Source organism: Vibrio sp. M60_M70 (assembly GCF_037162085.1).
In the GTDB taxonomy this organism is placed as follows: Bacteria; Pseudomonadota; Gammaproteobacteria; order Enterobacterales; family Vibrionaceae; genus Vibrio; species Vibrio diabolicus.
In genome coordinates, this window is record NZ_JARLUL010000002.1 from 721989 (window position 1) to 738165 (window position 16177).

General features: G+C 45.9%; 12 protein-coding genes. 3 read left to right on the forward strand and 9 right to left on the reverse strand.

The features are described 5' to 3' along the window. The first annotated feature begins 88 nt into the window (after window positions 1-88). A complete protein-coding gene (locus P4S59_RS19045; protein WP_337168860.1) occupies window positions 89-1657 on the forward strand; it encodes a methyl-accepting chemotaxis protein in 1569 nt (522 codons plus the stop codon). A 126-nt stretch (window positions 1658-1783) separates the two neighbouring features. Here the strand turns inward: P4S59_RS19045 and tkt are convergent, their stop codons facing one another. Continuing rightward, window positions 1784-3775, reverse strand: a complete 1992-nt coding sequence (gene tkt, locus P4S59_RS19050) for a transketolase (protein ID WP_337168861.1) — start codon at window positions 3773-3775, stop codon at window positions 1784-1786. 123 nt (window positions 3776-3898) lie between these two features. After that, the gene (gene tal / locus P4S59_RS19055; RefSeq protein WP_005396118.1) at window positions 3899-4849 is read right to left on the reverse strand and encodes a transaldolase; all 951 of its coding nucleotides are present in this window, start codon (window positions 4847-4849) and stop codon (window positions 3899-3901) included. A 465-nt stretch (window positions 4850-5314) separates the two neighbouring features. Here tal and P4S59_RS19060 point away from each other — a divergent pair, with 465 nt between their 5' ends. Together P4S59_RS19060 and P4S59_RS19065 are read left to right on the forward strand one after the other, a co-directional pair. Beyond that, window positions 5315-6316, forward strand: a complete 1002-nt coding sequence (locus P4S59_RS19060) for a sugar-binding transcriptional regulator (RefSeq protein WP_337168862.1) — start codon at window positions 5315-5317, stop codon at window positions 6314-6316. 131 nt (window positions 6317-6447) lie between these two features. Further along, window positions 6448-7740 (forward strand): glycoside hydrolase family 18 protein, encoded by a 1293-nt coding sequence (locus P4S59_RS19065; protein WP_337168863.1) that lies wholly within the window; start codon window positions 6448-6450, stop codon window positions 7738-7740. A 25-nt stretch (window positions 7741-7765) separates the two neighbouring features. On the opposite strand, the gene P4S59_RS19070 is transcribed toward P4S59_RS19065, so the two are convergent. The 7 genes from P4S59_RS19070 to moeA all read right to left on the reverse strand — a co-directional run bounded on the left by P4S59_RS19070 (window position 7766) and on the right by moeA (window position 16143). Continuing rightward, window positions 7766-10057, reverse strand: a complete 2292-nt coding sequence (locus tag P4S59_RS19070; RefSeq protein ID WP_258587286.1) for a bifunctional diguanylate cyclase/phosphodiesterase — start codon at window positions 10055-10057, stop codon at window positions 7766-7768. Window positions 10058-10078: 21 nt separating this feature from the next. After that, window positions 10079-10909: a sulfurtransferase gene (locus tag P4S59_RS19075; protein WP_193448345.1), complete on the reverse strand. Its 831-nt coding sequence runs from the start codon at window positions 10907-10909 to the stop codon at window positions 10079-10081. 39 nt (window positions 10910-10948) lie between these two features. Then, a complete protein-coding gene (locus P4S59_RS19080) occupies window positions 10949-11245 on the reverse strand; it encodes a hypothetical protein (RefSeq protein ID WP_005396101.1) in 297 nt (98 codons plus the stop codon). A 140-nt stretch (window positions 11246-11385) separates the two neighbouring features. Next, entirely contained in the window at window positions 11386-11841 is a 456-nt protein-coding gene (locus P4S59_RS19085; RefSeq protein WP_074190498.1) for a hypothetical protein, read from the reverse strand. A gap of 10 nt (window positions 11842-11851) precedes the next feature. Further along, window positions 11852-13963 carry an LruC domain-containing protein gene (locus P4S59_RS19090; protein ID WP_337168864.1) on the reverse strand — a complete coding sequence of 704 codons (2112 nt, stop codon included), beginning with the start codon at window positions 13961-13963 and terminating at the stop codon, window positions 11852-11854. A 185-nt stretch (window positions 13964-14148) separates the two neighbouring features. Further along, window positions 14149-14898: a molybdopterin-synthase adenylyltransferase MoeB gene (moeB, locus tag P4S59_RS19095; RefSeq protein ID WP_006741129.1), complete on the reverse strand. Its 750-nt coding sequence runs from the start codon at window positions 14896-14898 to the stop codon at window positions 14149-14151. A gap of 9 nt (window positions 14899-14907) precedes the next feature. Continuing rightward, window positions 14908-16143 (reverse strand): molybdopterin molybdotransferase MoeA, encoded by a 1236-nt coding sequence (gene moeA / locus P4S59_RS19100; RefSeq protein ID WP_337168865.1) that lies wholly within the window; start codon window positions 16141-16143, stop codon window positions 14908-14910. Between the last annotated feature and the right edge of the window lie 34 nt (window positions 16144-16177).

Sequence of the window (16177 nt, forward strand, 5' to 3'; positions counted from 1 at the left end):
AAGACTTTTTATCTAACTTTTTGTAATAAAAATAAAAATCCTGTATATATCTTGCCGAAAATCAATAAAAACTACAGAAGTTTCGTCTATGTTAGCCAATATTTCTCATAAAGCTCAAGAAACTCTCGTGAGGGAGTCTGAGGAACTCGTCTCAACAACGAACCTACAAGGTGTTATTACGTATTGTAACGAAGCCTTTTGCCGTGTTGCTGAGTACACTCACGAAGAACTCGTCGGTCAGAACCACAATATCGTTCGCCACAATGACATGCCTAAAGCCGCTTTCGGCGATATGTGGGCACGTCTTAAGCAAGGCAAAGCCTGGCGCGGCATGGTTAAGAATGCCACTAAGTCGGGTGGTTACTATTGGGTTGATGCCTATGTCACCCCTATTTATGAAAATAACCACGTTGTTGGTTATCAATCTGTGCGCGTGAAGCCAAAGCGAGAGTGGGTTGATATAGCCACGAAAGCCTACAAGAGTATGCGCGCCGCCGAGAAGTCAGGTCGTACTTGGTCGTTGAAACTCAATGAAACCATTCGCTATGCGATTCTACTTGGCGCATTGACCGCACCTGCAGCCGCATATGCATTGTCTATTGAAGGTCCATTGGCTTGGCTTGCAAGTGCACTACCTGCGAGTGTTCTAGCGTTGTTATTCCGCCAAGAATTAATTGATACGCCTCAACAACTGAAAAAGTTACAAAAGCAATACGACAGCGTAAGTCGCTTGATCTATTCCGGTAATACGGCATTTTCGATTGCCGATTTCCATATCAAAATGCTGTCCGCAAGAATTCGAACCGTGTTGGGAAGAATGACAGACTCCGCACTGCCGTTGCAGCATTGCGCCGAAGAACTCAGTCAAACCACAGCAGAAGTTTCGGCTGCATTAAATCAGCAAAACACCGATATTCATCGCGTACGTGATGCGACTCAAGAGGTGGAGTCTTCGGCGAATTCAGTCTCTTCTAGCACCAATGATGCCCATATGCTAATTGATGACACATTGAAGTCATGCTTGATGGCGAAGGAAACCATCGATCAAACGCACACCAATCTAACGCAGTTGAGCCTTCAAGCTGAAAAAGCGACGGAAACGACGTATCAACTGAGTGATCAGGCGCAGAAAGTGAATCATTTGATGGAAGAGATTGGTGGGATCGCAGAACAAACCAATTTACTGGCACTTAACGCGGCAATTGAAGCGGCGAGGGCGGGTGAGCAAGGTCGTGGTTTTGCTGTTGTTGCCGATGAGGTGCGCGCGCTCTCTGGTCGCACATCCAATGCAACTGAACAAATCCAAGCGTCTATCTCTGCTATGTTGGCGACGATACAAAGTTGGCAAAAAGACATTCTGGCAAACAAAGAGCAAACGGATACATGTTCTCAGGTTGCAGAGCAAAGCGCGCTTCGCTTATCTGAGGTTGAACAGATGATGCAAAGCATGAGTGGGTTGATGGTCGATGTGGCGGAAGCGGCGAATAACCAGCTGAAGCTATCCAGCGATGTAAATCAGCATATTCACTCTATTGCTTCTACGGCAGAGCAAAACTTAGCAGCTACGCATTCTGTTGAGCAAAACAGCCGTCAGTTGAAAGAACAAGTACAGGATTTCTATCAGCTTGCGATTCGATTTGAAGATAAGCAGTCGTAAAGCTGCCTTTTAGCGACGCTAAACATCTCAAACAAACTAGAGATAAAATAAAGCCCCGCCATTTCTGGCGGGGCTTTTCAGTTTTCAAATTCGCAATAGAGAAAACTGATTATCTTTTTACTGCAATTACGCTAGTAGTTCTTTTGCTGTATTTACTACGTTTTCCGTAGTGAAACCGAACATTTTGAACAGTTCACCAGCAGGTGCAGATTCACCGAATGAAGTCATACCGATGTTGCGACCGTCGAAGCCTACGTACTTGTACCAGAAGTCAGCAATACCTGCTTCGATAGCGATACGAGCTGTTACGTCTGATGGTAGAACGGCTTCACGGTAAGCGGCGTCTTGTTTGTCGAATGCATCTGTTGATGGCATTGAAACAACGCGTACTTTCTTACCTTCAGCAGTTAGCTGTGCTGCTGCTTCTACTGCTAGCTCAACTTCTGAACCTGTTGCGATAAGGATTAGCTCTGGCTTGCCTTCGCAATCTTTCAGGATGTAACCACCTTTCGCGATGTCCGCAACTTGCTCAGCATCACGCTCTTGTTGCGCTAGGTTCTGACGAGAGAAGATAAGCGCAGTTGGTGCATCTTTACGTTCAATCGCTAGTTTCCAAGCCACTGCTGATTCAACTTGGTCACATGGACGCCATGTGCTCATGTTTGGCGTTAGACGTAGCGATGCCATTTGCTCAACCGGTTGGTGAGTTGGGCCATCTTCGCCAAGACCGATAGAATCGTGCGTGTATACTTGGATGTTCTGAATCTTCATCAGAGCCGCCATACGCATAGCGTTACGAGCGTATTCCATGAACATTAGGAATGTTGCGCCGTAAGGAACGAAACCACCGTGTAGCGCGATACCGTTCATGATCGCTGTCATACCGAATTCACGTACGCCGTAGTGGATGTAGTTACCAGAGAAGTCGCTTGCCTCTAGAGACTTAGAACCAGACCACATGGTTAGGTTAGAAGGTGCTAGGTCAGCAGAGCCACCCATGAACTCTGGTAGTAGAGCACCAAATGCTTCTAGAGCATTTTGAGACGCTTTACGTGATGCAATGTTTGCTGGGTTAGCTTGAAGATCAGCAATGATTTGGCTTGCTTTCTCTTCCCACTGTGCAGGAAGCTCACCGTTTACGCGGCGTTTAAATTCAGCTGCCAGCTCAGGGTACGCTGCTTCATAAGCTGCAAATTTCTCGTTCCACGCTGCTTCCTTAGCTGCGCCTGTTTCTTTCGCTGACCATTCTGCGTAGACTTCTTGCGGAATTTCAAAAGGACCGTGCTCCCAACCTAGTTCTTTGCGTGTTGCTGCGATTTCTTCTGCACCTAGTGGTGCACCGTGACAATCGTGTGAACCAGACTTGTTTGGTGAACCAAAACCGATGATTGTCTTAGTACAGATAAGTGTAGGGCGAGGATCCGCTTTCGCCGCTTCGATTGCTGCGTTGATCGCTTCAGAATCGTGACCGTCTACTGCTGGGATTACGTGCCAGCCGTAAGCTTCAAAACGCTTAGGCGTGTCGTCAGAGAACCAACCTTCAACGTGACCATCGATAGAGATGCCGTTGTCATCCCAGAATGCGATCAGTTTGCCTAGACCTAGTGTACCAGCTAGAGAACATGCCTCGTGCGAGATACCTTCCATTAGACAGCCGTCGCCCATGAACACGTAAGTGAAGTGGTCAACGATGTCGTGGCCTTCTTTGTTGAACTGTGCTGCTAGCGCTTTCTCAGCTAGAGCCATACCAACCGCGTTAGTGATGCCTTGACCTAGAGGACCCGTTGTTGTCTCGATACCAGGCGCGTAGCCGTACTCTGGGTGACCTGGAGTCTTAGAGTGAAGCTGACGGAAGTTTTTCAGATCATCGATAGATAGCTCGTAACCGCTCAAGTGCAGTAGAGAGTAAATTAGCATTGAGCCGTGGCCGTTAGACAGTACGAAACGGTCGCGGTCTGCCCACTCAGGGTTTGATGGGTTGTGGTTTAGGTGAGAGCGCCAAAGAACTTCAGCGATATCAGCCATGCCCATAGGTGCACCTGGGTGACCAGAGTTAGCTTGTTGAACACCATCCATGCTTAGTGCACGGATTGCATTTGCTAGGTATTTACGATCCATAGTGATTACTTCTCGATAAGGGTTTAAATAGAGGGAACTCGTCGAAACAAGTTCAAATAGAAAATCTTGAATAAGCGCTGATGGTAAAAGCGAGTAGACGGGCTACTCGCTTTTGGTAAGCAATTAAAGCTTAGCTTCGATCATCGCTTCTAGTTTACCTTGGTCAACGGCGAAGTTGCGGATGCCTTCAGCCAGTTTCTCAACCGCCATTGGGTCTTGATTGTGTTCCCATAGGAACTCAGAGTGAGTCATTGGTGCAGGACGCTCAGCTGCGCCTTTAGAATCAACTAGCTTCTCAACCACTTCACCTTCTGCAGCTTCTAGCTCAGCAAGTAGAGCAGGAGCGATAGTTAGACGGTCACAGCCAGCCAGTTCTAGGATCTCACCGATGTTACGGAAGCTTGCGCCCATTACGACAGTTTTGTAGCCGTACTCTTTGTAGTAGTTGTAGATCTTAGTTACAGACAGTACGCCTGGATCTTCTGAAGCTTCGAAGTCACGGCCTTCTTTCGCTTTGTACCAGTCCATAATACGGCCAACGAATGGAGAGATTAGGAATACGCCAGCTTCTGCACAAGCACGCGCTTGAGCGAATGAGAATAGAAGCGTTAGGTTACAGTTGATGCCTTCTTTCTCTAGGATTTCTGCTGCGCGGATACCTTCCCAAGTAGAGGCTAGTTTGATAAGGATGCGGTCGTTAGTGATGCCTGCATCGTTGTACATTTTTACTAGTTGACGTGCTTTCGCTACGCTTCCTTCCATATCGTAAGATAGGCGTGCGTCAACTTCTGTAGAGATACGACCTGGAATAGTTTTTAGGATTTCTTTACCGATGTTTACTGCAAGCATGTCACAAGTGTCTTGAACTTGTTGAGCTTTGTCGTTGCTCTGTGCTTTAGCATATTCGATTGAAGCATCGATTAGAGGTGCGTACTCTGCGATTTGAGCGGCTTTCAGGATAAGAGAAGGGTTAGTTGTTGCGTCTTCTGGTTGATACTTTTTGATTGCATCAATTTCGCCAGTGTCTGCTACTACAGTCGTTAGTTTACGAAGTTGCTCTAACTTGTTGCTCATAATCGATCATCCTATTTAAATGGGCTTAAGCGTGATTTTTTTATCACAGCTTGTGCATTTGCAAGCGAGTTAGCTAATCGTCTCATCGCATTTAATGAGACACCTGCTCAGCCAACTACGGAAAATTTCGTTACCGAACAAATGCAATGAACATTTGATCGATAGCTGAGTAAATGATGTGTCCATATTTATCCTATCTATGCTGAAAGTCAATCGCTGAAATCGACTTATAGTGAACTTTATCAACGTTTTTTTACTGTGTGTTTAGTGGTTAACCCAAATAAACGTTTGCCCTTATTGTTCAAAGCTTGAGCGTTGTACGCTAGGGTAAAAAATTGTAGTGAGAAAATGTTATTGCGATGAGCAAATGTAGCGTTTAAATTGATAAAGAACATATGCTAAGTCAATGAGCATATGCTCACTTATTGCATACAATATCGATCCTCTTAAAGGGCGAGAGAAACCATGAGCAGTTCTAATCAAGATATTTCCATTGAAAACACGGATTTGTTGACAGAGATTTCCGTCGCGTATTATCAAGACGGTGCGACTCAGGAAGAGATATCGAGAAAATTTGCCATATCACGCGCAAAGGTCGGGCGAATGCTCAAGCAGGCGCGTGATGAAGGCATCGTTGAAATCACCGTTAAATACCACCCGGTGTTTAGCGCTAAGATTGAGCAACGTTTGATCGAGCGATTCGGCGTTAAGCGTGCGCTTGTCGCTCTTGATCAGCCAAATGAAGAGGCACAGCGACTACAGGTGTCGGGATTGGTGTCCAATTATCTCACCAGCACGCTTAAAAACGGCATGGTGGTGACCGTTGGACAAGGGCGTAACGTATCTTCCGTCGCTCACCATATTGGTGTTATTACGCCGCGTGACTGTAAATTTGTATGTGGTATCGGCGGTATTCACCCACGTGGTGGTATGTATAACGCCGATCACATTTGTCGTCAGTTAGCGAAAAAGTACGGTGGAACGTCCGAAACTCTCTATGCGCCGGCTTATGCAGAGAACAGAGAACAGAAGTTGGCTTTCATGCAAAATGCAACCGTGAAACAAACGCTCGACCTAGCACGTAAAGCTGATGTCGCTTTGGTCGGTATTGGTGACATGAGCGAAAACAGCTACATGGTGGACTTAGGTTGGTTTACGCCTGATGAAGTGGTTCAGTCGAGACTTCAACAAGGCGTGGTCGGGGACTTTGCAGGTTATGATTTCTTTGATATTCACGGTAATGTTGCCAACACCGTAATGAGTGACCGAGTGATTGGCCTTGGTATTGAAGAGTTTCGCCCAATATCGGAAGTCATCGCGATTGCAGCGGAGAACAGCAAGCCGCTCGCCTTACTTGGAGCATTAAGAACCGGAGCGATAGACGTGATCGCCACGAGCGTCAGCAACGCATTAACGGTACTCAACTTAGATGAGCAAATGCACGGCAACTCGGCATCTGAGAGTTAGCACAAATAATATGCAACTTATGTAATCAGGCTGCGAGGAGTTATAAATGACTCGCAGCCTGATTTCGTTTTCAAGTTAAAAATATTCTCTAGGAGTAGCTTTAAATTTGTACATCTACTCTGGAGAACACAATGAAAAAGACACTTCTTGCTGCACTGATTATGGGGCTAACTGGTGCGGCGCATGCCGAGCAAAAAGTCGTAGCGGGTTACTTTGCGGATTGGCAGTACGCAAATGCAGAAAACCCATACATGGTGAACGATATTCCCGCCGATAAGCTGACGCATGTGATTTACGCGTTTCTTAGTATGTGCGGTCCTCATACCGGTGCCTCTGAAACGGTACAAAAACTGGTTGCCGAACAATGTGAAGGAAAAGATCCGTATACGGCGATCATTGTCGATACCGAAGCAGCATTAGAAAAGGACTTTGGCGATGTCTCCGTTAACGTGCCATACAAAGGCCACTTCGCTCAACTTACTGAAATGAAGAAACAACATCCTGATCTCAAAATTCTCCCTTCTTTTGGTGGTTGGACAATGTCCGAACCGTTCCATGCTATGGCGAAAAGCAAACAAGCGATGGATCAATTCTCAAAAACTGCCGTTAAGTTGATTGCTCAATATGATTTCTTTGATGGTATTGATCTGGATTGGGAATACCCAGGTGGTGGCGGTTTAACAACGTCGCCTTGGAACCCTGACACCAAGCTTTCTGATGAACAAAAAGCATCTGAGCGTGAGGCCTTTACCTATTTGGTAAAAACCATGCGTGCAGAGTTAGATGAACTCACAAATCAAACCAAACGTGAATACGAGCTCTCTACAGCGGTAGGCGTTGGCCCAAAAGCAGCAGGTATCGATTGGAAAGCCGCGGAGCCGTACCTAACTAACATGTTTGCAATGACGTATGACTTCCTTGGTGGTTGGGGGCAGCAAACCGGGCATACTACCAACTTGCATGCGACTGAGCGAAGCTGGTGGGGCATGGGCGCAGACGTGTTCATCAACCAGATGATCGAGCTCGGTATTCCAAGTGAGAAACTGGTGATTGGCGCTGCGTTTTACGGGCGTGGCTGGCAAGGCACCAAAGACTTCTCGGGTGGCTTACCAACGCAAGATCTTGTATCCGAGCAAGGAGCGCAGTTTGGTACGGGTGAGAACGGCTATTTCATGTTTTGGGATTTGGTGAAGAACTATGGAGCGGAGCAGGGCTACGAGTACAAGTATGATGAGCAATCTCAAGCGCCTTACTTGTGGCATCCTGTAAAGAAAGTCTTTATCTCTTACGAAGATCAACGCTCGATCAAAGCCAAAGCAAATTGGGCTAAACAGGCGAACTTAGGTGGCATTTTTACCTGGGAATTATCAGGCGACCCGAAAGGCGAGTTGGTGGAGGTGATGTACCAAGAAATGAATAAATAAAACCTTCTAAGCAAAGCGATCGTAATTATTCAACTACGGTTTCTTTGCTTTGGTTCTGCTTCGTAAAAGCGATCAAGTTTTCAAGCGATAAAGGTTTAGAGTAGAAGTAGCCCTGAATCAAATCACAACCGCAAGCTTTTAACTCATTCAGTTGTTGCAGCGTCTCTACTCCTTCAGCTAGTACTTTCATTTCAAAGTTTTTGCCGATAGAAATGATATTCTTAACCATATTCAGCGCTTTTTTGTCATGCTCAATGTGATCGACAAAGCTCTTGTCAATCTTCACCTCGTCAATAGGTAGCGTACGCAACATGCTTAATGAAGAGTAGCCAGTCCCGAAATCATCGAGCGAGATTTTAAAGCCAAGAGCATGCAAGCGCTCGCAAATTGGTGCGAACTTTTCAAGATCTTCAATAAACAGGTTTTCGGTGATCTCTAGGGTAATCTTTGAACATTCGATGCCGCGTTTCTCAATAGCATTCATAAGATTAGTAATGAATTTGGCGTGAACAAACTGTTTGACCGAGATGTTAATAGACATCTGGATAGATGTATCAATATTACCAGTCAGTTTAGCCATATCTGTCAGGCTATTTTCAATGATTTGTTCACCAATACGAACCATCAACCCAGTGCTTTCTGCGACGGGAATAAATTCACTTGGTGGGACTAAGCCGAGCTCATCATCACTCCAACGAATAAGCGCTTCGACACCATAAATATCGCCTTCTAGGTTTAACTGAGGTTGATAAACCATATGAAGCGCTTGCTTATCTATCGCGAGCCTCAGGCGTTGCTCAATTTTCATTTTACGCAGGTGTGTAGCTTGCATCTGCTGATTGAACAGGCTGTATACGTTGCGTTGTTTTTTCGCTTGATACATCGCAATATCGGCTGAAAGGAGCAGTTCATCTAATGTTTCACCATGGTGTGGATAGCAGGCAATACCAATACTGCAACTGAGCAGGAACTGACTGTCATTGACTTCGTAGGGTTCTGATAGCGCCGTTATTAAGTCACTCGCTAGTCTTTTAACGCTTACTTCATCAATTCGATTTGTTAGAAAAATAAACTCGTCACTGGCTTCACGGATGATTAATCGGCCATCGTTAACAAAGGTGTTTAAGCGGATAGATATTTGTTTTAGAACTTCGTCGCCAAAGTCATGACCATGTGTGTCGTTGACTGATTTGAAATTATCAATATCGATAAACATCAAAGAAAAAGGATTCCCTTTCCCTGAAAGCCAATGTCGAATGTTTGCGCGTAGGTACTCTCGGTTTGGTAATCCAGTGAGATGATCGTGGTTCGCTTGATAGAGCAAACGCAGTTTTGTTTTATGTTCATTGTTCGCAATGGAGCGGAATAAAGCGTAAAAAGCACCTTGGACGATAAGAAAAACAATCGAGTACAGTGCAAACTGTTCGTAAAATCCGCGCTTAATAAAATTCAAATCTGTCGAGGAAGAGGCCCAAAGATGATAATCAGGAAGGTATCTCAATGTGATTAACTCACTCAGGCGAGAATTGTCGACAACAATATTTAGCGCTCGTGTGAGCTCTTTTAGTTGCGCCATATCCCAGCCTGAATCTTTTGTGATTTGAGCCATAACGGCTTTTATATCTAAATCATTGGCAGGTTTTAGGTAATCTTCTAGGGTTGTATCTTCTGACGAGCTAAAAGTAAGGTAGCCATCACTGCGGATCAATGTGACCCGGTTGTGCTCATTGGCATGGATGTCGTTACGAAAAACCGAAGATGAATTCATATTAAAGCCAGCCGTCATCACTGCTTGTACAACACCATCTTTATTTGGAATTGCTTTTCGGATCGGAATCACAAGTGAATCTTGAGCTGGCATAAAATACGTTCGACCTATAATCATTCGGTCGGAGTTGAGCGCTGCCAAAAAGGTATCACGAGTCAGTGGATCTTGTTTTAGATTATGCAGCTTTGCCAAGATCAAATTGGAGCTTACGGCGATGTAGTCTCCATCGGGGTTAGTTAGGCCGAACCCAATAATCGCCGGATGGATACTGAGCAGTTTGTCCAGCATTGGGCGAGTTTGAACTGCTGCTGTACGAGTAAAGTCATTTCTCTCGACCAACTGATGACCAATGACTTCAAGTAACGATTCTTGTCCTTTCAGAAGTGATTCGACAGAAGAGGCAAACAGCTCCAATTGTAGGAGCTGCTTATCTTTGTACTTATTCAGGGTTGACTCATAATGGTAGCGGCCAAACAACACGAACAACACGGCGCTTATTGTAAGTAGCGCCATGTATAGTGTCCAAATGTTCTTCTTTAACCTGACCATGCCGCTTCGATAGCTCCTAGATTAGCGAGTAATGGGTAATGAGTGGTCTGCGCCCCATTCTGTCCATGACCCGTCATAGACCGATAAATCACGCCAACCTAACTGGTATGCTGCTAGCAGCAAAATACAGGCCGTTACACCTGAGCCACAACTGAAAATGATTGATTTATCATTATATAACGTTAGTGCACTAAATGCTTGTTTCAATTCCGAGTCTGCCTTTATAAAGCCATTACTCAACAATGTTTGGAAAGGGAGGCAAACAGAATTAGGAATATGACCAGAACGCAGTCCCTCCCTTGGCTCTGGTACCTCGCCTAAAAAACGTGCACGTGAGCGAGCATCAACAATGTTTGCACTGCAATTGTTTGAGTACTCTAATATTGCATTTGCGTCCAAAAAAGCATGTTTATTTAATTTCCCGGTAAAGTTTCCAAGCTGCTTAGCTTCTGACAATGCATCCGTGACAGGCAGTCCAGCCTCAATCCAAGCCGGGAGGCCACCATTAAGCACTTTGACATTATTGTGTCCCATTGCCTTAAACATCCACCATGCGCGCGGAGAGGCGAGTGTTCCTGAGTTGTCATAAACAACAATAAGGTCTTCGTTGTTCAGGCCAAGTTTCTGAGCGCTGTGATTAAACCCTTCTTCTGTTGGCATCATATGAGGGAGATTGGTATCTGGCAGACAAAAGTCATTGTCGTAGTCGAAACGCAATGAGCCTGGAATCCACTTATTGGTGATCTTTTTCCCTTCGGAAGGAATTTGAAAACGAATACTCGCGTCTAGAAGTTTTACATTTGGTTGGTCTAATAAAGCATGAAGTTCTTTGGCATCGATCAATGCTTGCATGGTTAAATCCTTCTGATTTGGGAAGTCCGCACAGTATCTTTACTCACAGCGAATGAATGAAAGGGATGAGTCAAAACTTGAGCGGGATGCTTGGTGGAACAACGCAATAGAGCCCACTGGACAAGATGCGGACACTGGAACCGTCACTCGTTGTTGCTCTATCTCAGGTGAATTAATAGTGAGGTACCGACGTTGACCATCAAGGGACTGAGTTAAAGTGTTGCTAATGACGGTGGCTGAAACCGTGTTCTCATCCGTCTGCTTAATGAGCAACAAGAGCACAAGTAGGGCAATGAAACCGCTGAAGACCAACATATAGGTTTTGGGATTATCCAATTTGCGCTCCATTGCTATTGTTTCAAGTAATCATTTTGTTTTACAACAAAAAAATCGCATGTTCAAAGAACGATGCGATTTTGTCTTAAAACCTGTGGCTGGCGCCAGTCCCGAGTATCAATGCTCACCAATAGAGCATCTTACATGCGCCATGTCGTATTTCCGGTTGAGACGACTTTTTGCAGAGGTTCTGAGCCATCGTAGAACCAAATTTCGATTAACAGGTTACCTTGGCTATCCGAGGTGGAGAAGTCTAAGTTAGCTTTCCCACTCGTCAGCGCAGCAGAAGCAACATTGCTCGAATATTTCGCTTGGTAGGTTCCAGACGCATCTTCACGGTACTCCTTATAAATGCTCAGATGTGCGCGCTGTAAAGAGTAACCACTAATATCTACCGCAAGTGAGCTTTCTAACCTTGGGTCATAATCGAACCCATCTGGTACGTCTAAATTTTGCATGCTTGGCTCTTCAACAATAACGGTAGTTTGAGCTGGAGGTGGAGTAGCGTTATCGTTGCTTTTGTCGCCACCGCCGCCACCGCCACCACCGCAGGCTGTTAACGCTAATCCCATGATGATTGTGATTAAGTTTTTCATGATGCTTCTCCTATGGAATGTAACGTTTGTTTGCTTTAGGTTGGGTATGCCAGTTTGCTCCTTCTCGCCCACCAGACTCGGCGTAGGTGGCAAACTCTGGGTAAGCGTCAACTAAGTCAACTTTCTCTAGCGGCCAATTCCACTCTTCGACGATAAGCAATGCCCAAGGGAGATTGTTCGCTGTTTTGAAGTACACGCCTCGAGCCGGGTCACTTGCGTCTACGCCCACGCCATATAGGTTTGCGTCATCAAACTGCTCAGTTGGTGCTTGGTCTGGCAAATGTACTTCCCATTTTCTACCTGGTTGAAAGGTGATGCCATCGCCGTGATATGTATTGGGTGTGGCAAAGATAAATGGGTCATAAGGCATGGCCTGTAGCGCTGAGCGGTCGGCTCCTTCCTTAAAGTAGATGGTCAGTGTGAAAGACAACGCGACGTTATCATTGCAACCCGTTTGGGTTCGAAAATACGCACATTGACTTTGCGCATACTGACTGAGGTCGTCACTGATAATGAAGATGGCTTCTTCTGATATCGCTTCTAGACCGTTGGTCGGTTGTTCTTTGCCATTAAACGTTAGCTTTGTTAAGCCGTTTTCAATGCTCGCTTTCGAAACGCCAGGTAGACGAATAGCAAAGCCATTTTTATAGCCAGCCCCATAGGCGGCCAGATCTCCGCTAATTTGGATATTTTCCACCGTGCCGTCCATACGTGTTTCAGTCATACGGAACTTAATGACTACGTCATTCATGTCGTAGTCAGCGGTGTAAGGCCAGTTGTCTTCATACGCGACCGTTGCGTAGGAATCGGCACTTGGGAAGTGCTGTACGGATACGCCGTTTTCAGTGATTGTGATTGGGTAATCTTCTACTTCACCTGATGTTGATCCGCCATCAAAGTTCAGACCAGTTTGTTGGCTAAAGCGGAATCGGCTCCAGCTAGGACCTGCGGTTGCCAGTTCAGAGACGACAAATGGAAGCGTATTGCTGCCTGCAGAGAGTAACTCATCGGTGAATACTTGCTCACCTTCGTCAGCAAAGTCACCATCTCGGTTCCAGTCAAACCAAGCTGACAAGTAGCCGGATGTTGATGCAGTTACGCTCACTAGTGAACTTAACCCTGGGTCGAGTGCGGCAACAAAGCCGACGCCATCTTCATCTGCTGTACCAACTTTGTTATCTCCAGACGGAGCCACTTGTCCATCGGCATCACCATCTGGCGCAATTGTGCCAAGCCAAGTTACACCATCAACAGCGTGGCGTGGTCCGTTAGAAGAGAGCAAGGTAGCGTAAGTGTCAGGTGCATCACCAAAGTCAATTGGCTCGTCTTCGTCAATAACAGGAGCGTTCGCGCATCGGGCACCGTCATTTTGGCTGGAACTTGGACCGTTAGACACAAACTCTACAGCAGGAACAATGCCCGCAGCGATATTGGCGGCATTATTTTCTGATAAGTCGACGCGATAAATTTTACCGTCCTGGTTACGCGATACGTAGTAGTTTCCGTTTACATCAAAGTAGCCTGCACCAAAGGTACCCGTTTCCCCTGTATTGCCGATCGCGGTTGCTTGGCCTGTTTTTGTATCGAATTTATACAATATGCCAGACCCATTATCGATACCATAGAGCGCACCGTCGCCAGGGTGGAACGCAAAATCGGTTAAACTCACGCTTGCATTTGATGTGATTTTATTCAGGATTAAGGTAGCATTTGGGTCCGTATCTAACGGCGACAGATCAATGGAAAATAGTCCTTTACCTTTGCGATACAAGTAGTATACGTGGTTGTATACGTCGCCGACAAAAAACGTATGGCTAGGAAGCCCTTGTACGTTGAGAGTTTCTGCTTGAAAGTCCTGGCCTAAACGTACGATTTTCAAGTTGGTTGTATCGTAACCATAGATGTATCGATCAGTGAAGTTGAAACCGACGCCGTTAATACCAGATGCTAAGCCCACATCGTCGGTCAGTAACTTGGTTGATCCGGTAACCAGATTAACGCCGTAAACTTGCACTGGGGTCGATTGGAATAAATATGCTTTGCTCGGACAAGTGTCGAATGGCGCTGCGCTTACGTATGCGCTTGCGAACAGAGATCCAAGTAATAGTGATGTCCTTTTCATGATTCGCCCTCTCATTGGTTTGTATGATATGTAATGAAAGGAATGTGCCAGTTTTTAACTTACTGTTTATAATGAATTTTATGTCGGTAAGTTATTTGGTTCGAAATATGAATCTCAGAATAAGAAAAAGCTCAACGTTACGTTGAGCTTTTTGAGAATCTTCATTGATAAGCTGACAGCGTTACTTAGCCACAAACAGGGCAGGTCGGCATTTTCATCAAATTCATTTCCCGCCAGGACATGCTAAACGCATCGAGAATGAGGATCTTCCCTTTTTTGGGTTGGCCGTAATTTGCAATCACCTTGATGGTTTCCATCGCTTGTACAGCGCCAACAATACCCACAACAGGCGCCATTACGCCAGCTTCAACGCAACTTAATGCACTGCTGCCGAATAGCGCGCTCAAACACTGATAGCACGGTTGAGTTGGGTCGTCGTACGTAAACACACTCACTTGGCCTTCCATACGAATGGCTGCACCAGAAATAAGCGGTGTTTTTGTTGCAAAGCAGAGTCGGTTGAGTTGATTGCGAGTGTCGACGTTATCTGAAGCATCGACCACCACAGTGTGTTGTTCAATCAAAGCCTGAAGCTGAATGTCGTCAAGGCGTTTAGCAACGGTATTTACTTCGATATGAGGATTAAGTTCCCGCAACGCATCCGCCGCGGAGTCAACCTTTTTACGGCCAATATCGGCGTCGTGGTGCAATACTTGGCGTTGTAAATTGGAGAGTTCAACAATATCGTCATCGATAAACGTAATATTGCCAACACCAGCCGTGGCAAGGTATTGGCTAGAAGCGCAACCCAAACCGCCAGCACCCAAAATAAGCACCGAGCTTTGTTTGAGTGCTTCTTGCCCTTCGAAATCGAACTGACGAAGAATGATCTGGCGGTTATAGCGCAGCATCTCCTGATCGGAAAGGATATCCACGGTACGTTCCTAGTATAACGTTGAGTTAAACAGTTGGATTTGAACCGTTTCGCCAACTTCCACACGGCCACGCTCACGTTCCAACACAACAAAGCAGTTTGCCAAACTCATTGAGCGAAAGGCTCCTGAACTTTGGTTGCCAGTGGTTTCAACGACAAATTTACCGTTTTCTAGAGTATAGATACCGCGTTGGTAGTCTGTACGTCCCGGCGCTTTCTTAAATGCGGTTTTAGTCGTAGCAGGGATAGACTCAGGCGCTTTCCATTCAGTGTGGCCTGCCAATTTAGCCAACATTGGTTGAACAAGTACGTACATGGTTAGCACCGCAGATACAGGGTTACCTGGTAGCCCACAGAACCAAGCAGTACTTAACTTGCCAAATGCGAAAGGTTTACCCGGCTTGATTGCCAGTTTCCAGAAACCGATTTCGCCAAGTTCTTCAAGAATGTCTTTGGTGTAATCTGCTTCACCAACGCTGACACCGCCAGACGTTACAACTACATCCGCGAGCGTTTGTGCTTTTTCGAATGTTGCTTTTAGTGTTTCTGGGCAGTCAGGGATAATGCCAAGATCAATCGCTTCACAACCAAAGTTTTCAATCAGCGGCTTAATACCGTAACGATTACTGTCGTAGATTTGACCCGCCTTGAGTGGCTCACCCAATGGTTTAAGTTCATCACCTGTGGAGAAAAATGCCACCTTTGGCTTACGCACGACGGTGACATGGCTGACACCAAGAGAGGCAATCATTGGAATATCGCGCGGTGTCAGGCGCGTGCCTTTTGCCAATACAATATCGCCTTGCTTGATGTCGTCACCCGTAGGGCGGATGTTATTTTGCGGCTTCACATCCGTTTGGTTGAACTGAATACCAGCGTCGGTCACTTCCGTATTTTCTTGCATGATAACGGCATCACAGCCTTCCGGAATTTTCGCACCAGTCATGATTCGAACACAAGTGCCTGCCGGCCATTCACCCTCAAAAGGCTGACCTGCGAAGGATTTACCTGCCAGAGGCAACACTGTAGACACTTCTAGGTCTTGAATACGAATGGCATAACCGTCCATCGCTGAATTGTCGAAAGGGGGCACGTGAATTGGCGATAAAATGTCTTCAGCCAGCACAAAACCCAGAGCGTCAGCAAGAGGAAGAGAAAGTGTCGTTTGGATAGGTTTGATTCGCGATAGCATCTTATCCATCGCTTCTTCAATTGGCATCAAGCCAGGTGCGTCGCAGCAGCCCATTGAGATAATCCTATGTTCTTTTGTTTTGTGGCAA

Bases quoted from the DNA above. Each gene is read 5' to 3' on its own strand.
- P4S59_RS19045 (WP_337168860.1), top strand. From the start codon at position 89: ATGTTAGCCAATATTTCTCATAAAGCTCAAGAAACTCTCGTGAGGGAG.
- tkt (WP_337168861.1), bottom strand. From the start codon at position 3,775: ATGGATCGTAAATACCTAGCAAATGCAATCCGTGCACTAAGCATGGAT.
- tal (WP_005396118.1), bottom strand. From the start codon at position 4,849: ATGAGCAACAAGTTAGAGCAACTTCGTAAACTAACGACTGTAGTAGCA.
- P4S59_RS19060 (WP_337168862.1), top strand. From the start codon at position 5,315: ATGAGCAGTTCTAATCAAGATATTTCCATTGAAAACACGGATTTGTTG.
- P4S59_RS19065 (WP_337168863.1), top strand. From the start codon at position 6,448: ATGAAAAAGACACTTCTTGCTGCACTGATTATGGGGCTAACTGGTGCG.
- P4S59_RS19070 (WP_258587286.1), bottom strand. From the start codon at position 10,057: ATGGTCAGGTTAAAGAAGAACATTTGGACACTATACATGGCGCTACTT.
- P4S59_RS19075 (WP_193448345.1), bottom strand. From the start codon at position 10,909: ATGCAAGCATTGATCGATGCCAAAGAACTTCATGCTTTATTAGACCAA.
- P4S59_RS19085 (WP_074190498.1), bottom strand. From the start codon at position 11,841: ATGAAAAACTTAATCACAATCATCATGGGATTAGCGTTAACAGCCTGC.
- P4S59_RS19090 (WP_337168864.1), bottom strand. From the start codon at position 13,963: ATGAAAAGGACATCACTATTACTTGGATCTCTGTTCGCAAGCGCATAC.
- moeA (WP_337168865.1), bottom strand. From the start codon at position 16,143: ATGGGCTGCTGCGACGCACCTGGCTTGATGCCAATTGAAGAAGCGATG.